Source organism: Cellulosimicrobium sp. CpK407 (assembly GCF_051844275.1).
Classification (GTDB): domain Bacteria; phylum Actinomycetota; class Actinomycetes; order Actinomycetales; family Cellulomonadaceae; genus Cellulosimicrobium; species Cellulosimicrobium cellulans_G.
On record NZ_JBGNYC010000014.1, the window covers coordinates 54,289 to 64,935 of the forward strand.

Annotated in this window: 9 protein-coding genes and 1 tRNA gene; 7 read left to right on the plus strand and 3 right to left on the minus strand. The window is 69.4% G+C overall.

The genetic code is table 11. The features are described from left to right. Nucleotides 1-267: 267 nt before the first annotated feature. A complete protein-coding gene (locus ABWU78_RS08620) occupies nt 268-672 on the minus strand; it encodes a hypothetical protein (RefSeq protein ID WP_439158116.1) in 405 nt (134 codons plus the stop codon). 13 nt (nt 673-685) lie between these two features. Then, nucleotides 686-1,039 carry a hypothetical protein gene (locus ABWU78_RS08625; protein WP_439158117.1) on the minus strand — a complete coding sequence of 118 codons (354 nt, stop codon included), beginning with the start codon at nt 1,037-1,039 and terminating at the stop codon, nt 686-688. 1,696 nt (nt 1,040-2,735) lie between these two features. Between ABWU78_RS08625 and ABWU78_RS08630 the strand changes: the two genes are divergently transcribed. From ABWU78_RS08630 to ABWU78_RS08645, 4 genes are read left to right on the plus strand one after another with little or no spacing between them, the layout of a single operon-like run. Continuing rightward, nucleotides 2,736-4,181: an FtsK/SpoIIIE domain-containing protein gene (locus tag ABWU78_RS08630; protein WP_439158118.1), complete on the plus strand. Its 1,446-nt coding sequence runs from the start codon at nt 2,736-2,738 to the stop codon at nt 4,179-4,181. Beyond that, on the plus strand, nt 4,178-4,372 hold the full coding sequence (locus tag ABWU78_RS08635) for a helix-turn-helix transcriptional regulator (protein ID WP_439158119.1): 195 nt from the start codon (nt 4,178-4,180) through the stop codon (nt 4,370-4,372). The genes ABWU78_RS08630 and ABWU78_RS08635 overlap by 4 nt, the downstream gene beginning before the upstream one ends. After that, on the plus strand, nt 4,372-4,581 hold the full coding sequence (locus ABWU78_RS08640; protein WP_439158120.1) for a helix-turn-helix transcriptional regulator: 210 nt from the start codon (nt 4,372-4,374) through the stop codon (nt 4,579-4,581). Before ABWU78_RS08635 ends, ABWU78_RS08640 begins: the two co-directional genes overlap by 1 nt. Continuing rightward, nucleotides 4,578-5,777, plus strand: coding sequence for a tyrosine-type recombinase/integrase (locus ABWU78_RS08645; protein WP_439158121.1), 1,200 nt, complete (start codon nt 4,578-4,580; stop codon nt 5,775-5,777). The genes ABWU78_RS08640 and ABWU78_RS08645 overlap by 4 nt, the downstream gene beginning before the upstream one ends. Nucleotides 5,778-5,915: 138 nt before the next feature. On the opposite strand, the gene ABWU78_RS08650 is transcribed toward ABWU78_RS08645, so the two are convergent. Further along, nucleotides 5,916-5,988, minus strand: a tRNA-Arg gene (locus tag ABWU78_RS08650). Nucleotides 5,989-6,138: 150 nt separating this feature from the next. Between ABWU78_RS08650 and argS the strand changes: the two genes are divergently transcribed. The 3 genes from argS to ABWU78_RS08665 all read left to right on the plus strand — a co-directional run bounded on the left by argS (nt 6,139) and on the right by ABWU78_RS08665 (nt 10,609). Continuing rightward, on the plus strand, nt 6,139-7,824 hold the full coding sequence (gene argS, locus ABWU78_RS08655) for an arginine--tRNA ligase (protein ID WP_439158122.1): 1,686 nt from the start codon (nt 6,139-6,141) through the stop codon (nt 7,822-7,824). Then, nucleotides 7,821-9,209 carry a diaminopimelate decarboxylase gene (gene lysA / locus ABWU78_RS08660; RefSeq protein ID WP_439158123.1) on the plus strand — a complete coding sequence of 463 codons (1,389 nt, stop codon included), beginning with the start codon at nt 7,821-7,823 and terminating at the stop codon, nt 9,207-9,209. The genes argS and lysA overlap by 4 nt, the downstream gene beginning before the upstream one ends. A gap of 239 nt (nt 9,210-9,448) precedes the next feature. After that, a complete protein-coding gene (locus ABWU78_RS08665) occupies nt 9,449-10,609 on the plus strand; it encodes a heme/hemin ABC transporter substrate-binding protein (protein ID WP_353708739.1) in 1,161 nt (386 codons plus the stop codon). Nucleotides 10,610-10,647 lie beyond the last annotated feature (38 nt).

Consider the following 10,647-nt stretch of genomic DNA (forward strand, 5'->3'; position numbering starts at 1 on the left):
GTCGGGTCTTCGGCGTGCTATGAGCCGTGTGGTTGACCCACTCGGCCGCCTGTCTCCCTGCCTTCACCTGGTCAGGGGTGGCAGGGCGCGGGCCACGGGGCCGCGCGCGGGCGAGAACGGCGCGCCAGCGCCGCAGCGCAGCCCGTGAAGCGGCCCCGTGGGCCGCGCCAGGCGGCGGCGGAGCCGCCGCCCTTGATCCTGTATCTAAACTCTCGACATACGCCCGAGATCTACCCGTATGTCCGGTTTTCAGCCGCTGTGATGGTGCTACGCACCCGCGTTGTCTTCGCCGTGGCATCGCTTCTGGTCCCGGCCACACGCCCGGCGTGCCATCCGCTCGAGCCTGCGTGCCTCGTCCTGGATCGTGCCTTCGGCGTCCCGTAGCTGCTGGATGAGTGCGTGTTGCTCCGCGATCTCTGCGGGGGTGGTGCTGGCGTCGAGTGCGTCCATTGCGCGCATGAACTCGTCAGTCCGGGCCTGCTCGTCTCTGGCGGACGGGCGGCGTGCTGGTGTGTCCCACTCCCAGCCGCCGCGGTCGATGAGGGCACGGGCGGCGGTGCCGCCGTCGTCGGGGTCCTCGGCGGACGGTTGCCCGACTTCTGCAATCGCAGCGTCGATCTCTGCGGATTCTTGATCGGGCCGCTCATCGCGGTGAGAGGGAGTGTTGGTCATGGTGAGTGCATCGTCAGCGGTCTAGTGCAATCAGATCGACGACGGGTCCCGGCCTGGTCTTGATGCGGGCGTTGTCGTAGATCGTGTGTTCCGCGGCCACGGTGCTGAAGGCGGCTCGGCCTTGGGTGCGTGGGGCCCCGACGATTCGTCGCACGCGCACGACGATCGTTGCGAGGGAGACGACGAGGAGCGTTCCTTGTGGGATCGCAGGTACCGGCCACCAGCGGGAGGTGGCGGCCTCTGCTACGTCATCGGGCATGTCGATGCTCCAGCCCACGTACCTCCGATCTGGTTCGTCCACGGATTGCGGCGAGGTGACCTTCACGACGACAGCCGGGGGGAGGTCGTCGGCGTTGCTGTCGAGCATCCGCCGTTCTCTCAGCTGTGTGAGTTCGCTCGCGGGGCTGGCGTATCGAGTTCCGGACTCGCCGAGTGCAACGACGGGGCCCGCCAGCCCGGAGAGTTGGACGTGTTTTGCCTGGTGAGGGGCTAGGTCGAGCGCTCTGGCTACCTCTCCCGACGTTGCCCAACGTACGGGTTCCCTGTGACTCCACTGCATGACGTGAACCTACTACAGAGGGAATGTCGAGGGTTCACATATGGACTGGAAGCGGGGTCCTGTCAGAAGTGAACGTCTCGTGCTAGGGTCCGAAGCGAGCCGACCAACTGGGGCGGCTGGAGGAATCTGGAGGTTTGAAATGTCTGTTGCTGCTGCGGAGCCGGTGACGCTCCCGGCGCGGATGCACCCCGTCGATGTGCCTCTGTACGTGCGGGTCCTGGATGGGGTGGCTCAGCCGGTGCCTGTCATGACGCAGGCACCCGATGGCTCCTGGCGACGCACGGATGAGCAGGCTGTGGACGAGGTGGGTCAACCGCTGTGGGAGTACACCGTTCTCGTAGCCTCCCCGCGCTTCGGCCGAGTCGAGTGGGATCAGGCTTCGATGCGCGTCCCGTCTGAGTCGCCCGTTGCGCTTCCGCCGTTCACGCCGCTCAACGCGCAGGACGTTCGGGTGGAGCGGCGGCGGAACCGTTCGGGTGTCGAGCGCGTGACGGTGTACGTGTCCCAGCTCGGGGAGGCGAAGCCTGCTCCTGTGCAGCAGCAGCGTCCCGCTGGAGGTGACTCGAAGTGAGAACGAACGCGGACGCGCGCGCTGCGGTCGAGAGGTCGCTCTGGGATGCGGGTGCGTGGACGGTGTCTGAGTACACGGTGCCCGGTGCATCGTCGTTCGTGGGACTCCGGGCTGAGTTTCCGCGTGCGGAGGGCGGGGTTCGGACCGTCCTAGTGCACGCGCGCTGTGGGCAGGACACTGGAGCGGGCCCCGAACCTGGAGCGACTCACGAACCCGTCACGTTCATGACCTCCCGCGGGCAGGTTCCTGGGAGTGCGGTGCGTGGCCACGTGCTCGCGGTCTGGGGAGATGACGAGCAGTTGTACTTCGTCGAGGGCCAAGAGTGGCGCGCCTGGATCGGCTCGGTCCTGGCTGGCGGTGAGGAGCCCGTGCGGTGGAGGGTGCCGCAGCGCGAAACAAGCCCGTCGATCCTGCCACTGCTGTCGCGAGTAGTGCCGTGACTGCCCGACGGAAAGTCGCCCTTGCCGTGAGCGGCGTCGTGGTGCTGGTGCTCGGGCTCGTCGCGGTGGTTGCGCGCGGGCAGGTGCATTCCGACGTCGGGGAGGTCGTTTCGGCGGCCTCCCCGGCCCGGGGGGTCAGGGTGCCGGAAGTAAATGAGGAGCTCGGCGTGATCGTTGTCCCCCTTGGTTGCGAGTCCCCGGCGTCCTCGGATTGCACCCGTCTGAGTGTGTACCCCGGCTATTCCGGTGATCGCCCGCCTTCCATGGTCACGGTAGCTGCCTCCGCTGGCGATCTTGTATCGCTTTGGCAGCTGGCGACGGTCCCGGTGGGTGAGTCGGCGGTCGTGACGAGTAGGCACTGGGTCCTCGCTGGCTTCAACGACGCGCATACAGCGGTCCATTTAAGAACTGCGACGGCGACGTTTGACCCACGGACGGGTACGCAGGCTGTCCAGTACGGCCCGTTGGGTGCACCGAGGGGAGACTTGAAGTGATGTTCGTTCGCGCCGCGTACGGCGTGGTATCCGGCCAGCGCCCGTTGGGAGGGCCCGCAAAAGAGCTCATTGCCTCGCTGCCGCTGAAAACCGGTGCGCTCCTAGTCCTCTCGCTCTTCGTCTGGGGATCAGGAGCCCTCGGTGCTGTCCCCGGGCTCGTGTGTGTCGTCTCCGCTTTCGGACTCATGGTCTGGGCGCGACGGTTCGGGACGGCGCGGTTCGCGCTCCTACGGGTAGCGCTCGTGTACCCAACGCTCGGGGCTGAAGAGGTCCGGATCATTACGGCGATTAGTTCGGGATGGGAGCGGGCGCTCACGCGTAGACGGCTGGTCCACGCGGAGGCGGCGGAGGAGCGGGTCTTCGTGGCGTCTGGGTGGAGCGGCGTCCTTGGCTCGTGGTCTGGTCGTCGTCGCACTGTCAACACCGAGGTTCCTTCGATCGCGTCTGTGACGGCGACGGCCCTCGGTCTGGATATCGATGCCGTGTTGCCCGTTGGGGTCTCGGTGTCCGCAGTCCAAGAGAGGGAGCTTGACTTGGCCGATGACTTCCGCCTCGCTAATCTGACGGTCGTGCGTTCCGCACCGGGGATCGCTCGGCTTCGAATCCGGCTTCGCGACCCCCTCGAAAGTGTGGTGCACGGGGACGATTTCTTCCGTTCCTTCCCCGGATCGAGTGACCCGCTGAACGGTGTTGTCGTTGCCCTTGACGAGGAGCGTCAACCGGTGCGTCTGCCGGTCGCGCACGGCCTCATCGTCGGTCAGTCAGGTAGCGGGAAGGGCTCCGTTCTGTACGCGATGATTCGTGCTCTTCTCCCTGCTCGTGATGCTGGTCTTGTGAAGCTAGTCGGTCTGGATCCTAAGGCTGCTGAGTTCCAAGGCCGGGAGCGGTTGTTCGATTCCGTTGCATTGATGCCGGACGAGATTGCGGAGTGTATTCGTGGTCTTCGTGCGGCTTTGGATGCGCGTAAGAATGATCCGTTGTTCGGGCGTACTTATTCCCCATCTCGTGAGCGGCCGCTTCTGGTCTGCTTCTTCGACGAGTACACGAACGCGTCGACAGTCTTTGACTCCAAGCAGTGGAAGGACCTCTCTGCTGACCTGCGTCAGATCCTCGCGCAGGGTCGTTCGTACGGCGTGGTTCTTATCGGTGCTGGTCAGGAGGCGACGAAGGAGAGCGTAGGGAACCTGCGCGATCTCTTTGGCGGCTTTAGGGTCGCATTGCGTCTCGCTTCTTCGGCGGAGACAGGCATGGTCTTGGGTCCTGACGCGGTGGAGGAGGGTGCGGCACCGCATCGTATTGCGGCGGCGACGGCCGCGAACGGTTATTCGACGGCGGGCGTCGGTTATCTACGGGACGCGGATGGTCAGTTCCGGCGCGTGCGGTTCCCGTACACGTCGGATACGGAGCTGGACGCTTTGTGTGAGGGAAGGGAGGTCAGCGCATGAGCAAGGATGTGGAGCCTGAGCCGCTGGTTGATGCGGCTTGGGTAGGGCGTGTGCTCGGGGTGTCGCGGTCCACGGTGTACGAGTACGTGGCGCGTGGTGATGGACCTCCGGCGTATCGACTGGGAAAACACATCCGGTTTCAGCGTGCGGATGTTCTGCAATGGGTAGCGGATCGAAAGGTGCGTTCTTAATGGCTGGGCGAGTGTCGAGTGAGTCGGCGGTTCTTACCCAATCGGAAGTTGCATCGATGCTTCGGGTTCCTGAGGCTACGTTGCAGGACTTAGCGCGGCGTGGTGATCGGCGGATTCCCCCGGCGTTCAAGGTCGGTCGGGCGTGGCGCTGGCTTGCGGACGATGTTCATGCGTTCGTGGAATCGCGTGGTCAGGTGACGCGCGCGTGAGCGTGAAGAAGCGGGTCTATCGCGACGAGGGCGGCGTGGAGCGGATCGTGTGGCGGGCGCGTACGTGGACGTACCCGCCGCACGGTTCGCGGCGGGAGGTGTCTCGGAGTTTCAAGACTCGGCGTGAGGCGGTCGCGTGGGAGCGGGAGCAGGCTTTGTTGTCTCGCGGTCGGACGGTGGAGATCGAGCGTCTGCGACTTCGGGATGCCGGGTTGTGGGAGCGGGCGGAGCCCGTGCTCAGGTCGCGGCTTGCGCCGAAGACGCTCGATCACTACCGGCGCGGGTATATCGGCCGTGTGCTCGTGACGCTCGGTGACGTCCGTGTGGGAGACCTCTCGGTGGGGGACGTCGAGAGGGCGATGGCGACGTGGCAGGCGGCGGGTGCAGGGGGCTCGACCGTTCGGCAGGCGCGGTTGGCGCTCAGCGCTGTGCTGTCCGTCGCGGTGCGTGACGGGCTGTTGCGTGCGAACCCGGCGCGGGATGCTCGTCGTCAGGCGGGTGATGTCGGGGCTCGGAGTCCTCGCCGTGTGGGGGACACGCTCACTCCGAAGCAGCTTCGTCGTCTCGTGCTCACGGTGCGGCAGAGTGCGGGGGAGCCGTACGCGACGATGCTGGACGTGATGGCCTCGTGCGGCCTCCGGTACGGCGAGGTGGCTGCGCTCCGCTGCCGGGACGTGGACCTTGTCGCGGGGGTCGTGCACGTGCGGCGCTCGGTGACGGAGGTGTCGGTCGATGACGGCTCGGTGCCCAGGGATCGCGTCCGGGACGGGAATCTCGTCTGGGGTCCGCCGAAGGGTGGTCGTGAGCGCGTGACGGTGCTCCCGGCGCACCTCGTCACGGTGCTCACCGCGCGGGTTGAGGGGCGACGGCCGGACGATCTGGTGTTCGTGTCGGTGCGTTCGGGTAGGGTGCTTGGTCAGGCACAGAAGATGCAGCGGCCCGTACGCAGGAACACGTTTGCGCGGGCTACGAAGTGGCAGCGGACGACGACGGAGCTTGGCTACGCAGGCCTGCGAATCCATGACTTGAGAGCCTGCTTCATCACGAACAGCCTGGCGGCCGGGGTGCCGCCTCACGTGGTCCGCGAGATGGCCGGACACCACGATCTGACGGTGACGAACGGGTACGCGCGTGCCCATGACGACGCGTTGAGCCGAGCGGCTCGACGACTCGACGACTGGTACGAATCCGCGTGAGGAGAGACCCGCTGGTGACTTCTGGCGGGCGTGATGGCGGGCACGATAGACCCGCTGAAACTCAGTGATCCGAACCGTGCGGCGGTCGATGCCGCGGAATCCGCCAGATAGCAACGATCGCGGCGGGAAGCCAGTGGGTGCCCTCGATAGGATTCGAACCTACGACCTTCTGCTCCGGAGGCAGACGCTCTATCCACTGAGCTACGAGGGCGAGCGCCGACGGTGTCCGCCGACGCGATGCACGAGACTACCAGCACGTCCGGGGTGCGTGCGCCCGTCGGCGTCCGGTGGTCGGGACGCCCCGCGGGCCTCGCGCGAAATGCCGCGACGGAGGGTGCTCGTGCCTCGGTAGAATCGCCCGGTGACCCCCGACGAGCTCTCCGAAGCGCTGAGCGCTGCCCTGGCCGCCGCCGTCGCCGACGGCACCCTCGCCCTGGACCCGACCGCGGTCCCCGAGCGCGTCCACGTGGAGCGACCCCGCCAGCGCGAGCACGGCGACTGGGCCACGAACGTCGCGCTGCAGCTCGCCAAGAAGGCGGGCACGACGCCGCGCGCCCTCGCCGAGGACCTCGCGACGCGGCTCGCCGCGACCCCGGGCGTCAAGGCCGTGGACGTCGCCGGCCCGGGCTTCCTCAACATCACGCTCGACGCGGCCGCCGCGGGCGAGCTCGCGCGCACGATCGTCGACGCGGGCCCGGCCTACGGGCGCAACGACTCGAAGGCGGGCACGAAGGTCAACCTCGAGTTCGTCTCGGCCAACCCGACCGGCCCCATCCACATCGGTGGCGTCCGCTGGGCCGCCGTCGGCGACTCGCTCGCGCGCGTGCTCGAGGCGAGCGGCGCGGACGTGACGCGCGAGTACTACTTCAACGACCACGGCGCGCAGATCGACAGGTTCGCCCGCTCGCTCCTCGCGCGCGCCCGCGGCCTGGAGGCGCCCGAGGACGGGTACGGCGGCGAGTACATCACCGAGATCGCGGAGGCGGTGATCGCCGACGCGCTCGCCGCGGGCGACCCCGACCCGCGCACGCTCCCGGACGCCGAGGCGCAGGAGGTCTTCCGGTCGCGGGGCGTCGAGCGCATGTTCGGCGAGATCAAGGCGTCGCTGCACGACTTCGGCGTCGACTTCGACGTGTACTTCCACGAGGACTCGCTGCACGAGTCGGGCGCGGTGGAGCGGGCCGTCGAGCGCCTGCGCGCGTCGGGCCACATGTTCGAGCAGGACGGCGCGACCTGGCTGCGCACGACCGACTTCGGCGACGACAAGGACCGCGTCGTCATCAAGTCGGACGGCGACGCCGCGTACATCGCGGGCGACATCGCCTACTACCTCGACAAGCGCGAGCGCGGCTTCGACGAGGTCATCATCATGCTCGGCGCCGACCACCACGGGTACGTCGGCCGCATGATGGCGGTCTGCGCGGCGTTCGGCGACACCCCGGGGAAGAACCTCCAGCTCCTCATCGGGCAGATGGTCAACCTCGTCAAGGACGGCCAGCCCGTGCGCATGTCCAAGCGCGCCGGGACCGTCGTGACGCTCGAGGACCTCGTGGACGCCGTCGGCGTCGACGCGGCGCGGTACTCGCTCGCGCGCTCGTCGACGGACCAGAACATCGACCTCGACCTCGACCTGCTCGCGCGGGCGACGAACGAGAACCCGGTCTACTACGTGCAGTACGCGCACTCGCGCACGGCAGCGGTGGACCGCAACGCGGCCGACCGCGGCGTCGCGCGCGCCGACGGCTTCGAGCCCGCGCTGCTCGACCACCCGAGCGAGGCCGCGCTCATCGGTCGCCTGACGGAGTTCCCGCGCATCGTGGCCCAGGCGGCGGAGCTGCGCGAGCCGCACCGCGTCGCGCGCTACCTCGAGGCGCTCGCCGGCGATTACCACACGTGGTACCAGCAGAAGTCCCAGCGCGTCCTGCCCTACCCGGACGAGGAGGTCACGGACACGCACCGCACGCGCCTGTGGCTCAACGACGCGGTGCGCCAGGTGCTCGCCAACGGCCTCGGCTTGCTCGGCGTCTCCGCGCCGGAGCGCATGTGAGCACCGGTCTGCCGGGGTACCCCGGCGAGCCGTGGTCGCGGGGCGTGCGCCGCGGCGAGGACGGGGTGGTGGAGGTCGCGGGCGTCGGGGTCCACGACCTCGCGGCCGAGCACGGCACGCCCGCCTACGTGCTCGACGAGGCGGACTTCCGCGCCCGGGCGCGCGCGTACCGCACGGCGTTCGAGGCGGCGTTCCGCGCCGTCGGGTCGGACGTCGACGTGTACTACGCGGGCAAGGCCCTGCTCACGGTGGCCGTCGCGCGCTGGGCGCGCGAGGAGGGACTGCGCGTCGACACCGCGAGCGGGGGAGAGCTCGCCGTCGCGCTGCGAGCGGGCGTCCCCGGCCCGGAGATCGGGCTGCACGGCAACAACAAGTCCGACGCCGAGATCGGCCGGGCGCTCGACGAGGGCGTGGGCCGGATCATCGTCGACTCGCTCGTCGAGGTCGAGCGGGTCGCGCGCCTCGCGGGGGAGCGCGGCGTCGTCGCGCCCGTCATGGTGCGCGTGACGACCGGCGTCCACGCGGGCGGGCACGAGTACATCTCGACCGCGCACGAGGACCAGAAGTTCGGCCTGTCGATCGCGGCGCCCCGCGGCGCGGACGGCGGCCCGGCCGGCGACTCGCCGGCCATGGTCGCGCTGCTCGACGTCGTCGCCCGGCCCGAGCTGCACCTGCTCGGGATCCACTCGCACATCGGCTCGCAGATCCTCGACCCCTCGGGCTTCGAGGTCGCCGCGCGCGCGGTGCTGGAGCTGCGGGCGCGGCTCGCGGCCCGCTCGGGCGTGCTCGTCGACGAGGTCGACATCGGCGGGGGCTACGGCATCGCCTACCTCCCCGGCGAGGTCGCGCTCGACCCCGAGCGTGTGGCGAAGGACGTCGCCGCCGCCGTCGACGCGGTGGCCGCAGAGCTCGGCACGCCGCTGCCGCGGTTCTCGATCGAGCCCGGTCGTGCGATCGTCGGGCCGGCCGGCCTCACGCTCTACACCGTGGGCACGGTCAAGCCCGTGACGCTCGACGACGGCCGCGTGCGCACGTACGTGTCGGTCGACGGCGGCATGAGCGACAACATCCGCCCGGCGCTCTACGCGGCGCAGTACCACGCGGAGGTCGTCGGCCGGGCGTCGGACGCGGAGCCCGTGCTCGCGCGCGTCGTCGGCAAGCACTGCGAGAGCGGCGACATCGTCGTCCACGAGGTGCATCTCCCGGGCGACGTGCGTGCGGGGGACCTCCTCGCCGTTCCGGCGACGGGCGCCTACGGCCGCTCGATGGCGTCGAACTACAACCTGCTGACCCGCCCGCCCGTGGTCGCGGTGCGCGACGGCGCGAGCCGGGTGCTCGTGCGCCGCGAGACCGTCGAGGACCTCCTCGCGCTCGACGAGGGCTGACCCGCCCCGAACGCACCTCGTGCGACGGCCCGTGACCTGCCAAGGTCACGGGCCGTCGCCGTGCGTGGGCGCGGTCCGAGCGACGCGGGCGCGGCTCAGGGTGACGGGTGCCACAGTTCTGGCGCTCTGTCAGATACTTGTCAGGTTAGGCTTCACTAAATAAGGTAAGGCACGGCTTACTTCAGATCGTCCCGCGTGCGCACCCCCGGTGGAGCGCGCCGAACCGGAGCACCGCACCCATGCCTCAGGACCCTCCCCGTCCGACCCGCACCGCCCCGTCCTCACGCCCCGCCCGTCGCAGCGCCCGCCCCGTCCCGGTGGTCGTCCTCGGTGCGGTGCTCGCCGTCCTGACCGCCTGCTCCCTGACCGGCGCGGCTGGCAACGGTGCCGCCGCCGGGGCCGTCGACACCACGCCGCTCACCGAGCTCGACGCTCTGGACGACCCCCGGTCGTACGTGGGGGAGTCGACCGCGGTCCTCGCGGACGCTGCGGTCGATCCCGTCGCGGACGACCCGCAGCCGACGCTGCCCGCCACGGTGACCGACACGCAGGGCACCGAGGTCACCGTCACCGACACGAGCCGCATCCTCGCGCTCGACCTCTACGGCTCCACGTCGCGCGTCGTGTTCGAGCTCGGCCTGGGGGACAACGTCGTCGGGCGCGACCTGTCGTCAGGGTTCGAGGAGATCGCCGACGAGCCGCTCGTCACGACGAACGGGCACGAGCTGAGCGGCGAGGCGATCCTCGAGCTCGCCCCGACGGTGATCATCACCGACACGACGCTCGGGCCGTGGGACGTGGTCCTCCAGATGCGCGACGCGGGGATCCCCGTCGTCGTCGTGGACTCGCACCGGAACCTGGACAACGTCGGCACGCTGATTCAGCAGGTCGCCGACGCGCTGGGCGTCCCCGAGGAGGGCGCGGTGCTCGCGGAGCGCACGCAGGCCGAGATCGACGCGAAGCTCACGGAGATCGCGGCGCTCGTCCCGCAGGACCCGGCGGACCGCCTGCGCATCGCGTTCCTCTACGTGCGTGGTCAGGCCGGGGTGTACTACCTGTTCGGCTCCGGCTCCGGCGCGGACTCGCTCGTCAGCGCCCTGGGCGGGGTCGACGTCGCGACCGAGATCGGCTGGGACGGGATGCGACCGGTCAACGACGAGGGCCTCGTCGCGATGCAGCCGGACCTCCTCCTCATGATGACGAAGGGCCTCGAGTCCGTCGACGGCGTGGACGGCCTGCTCGAGCAGCTCCCGGCGATCGCCCAGACGCCCGCGGGCCAGCACCGACGCATCGTCGACATGGCGGACACCGAGATCCTCAGCTACGGCCCGAACACCGCGGGCGTGCTCGACGCCCTCGCCCGCGCGATCTACGCCCCGGCGCCCGGGGGCGCCTCGTGACGACGACGCACGTCCCGCGGGACGCGACCACCGCCGCC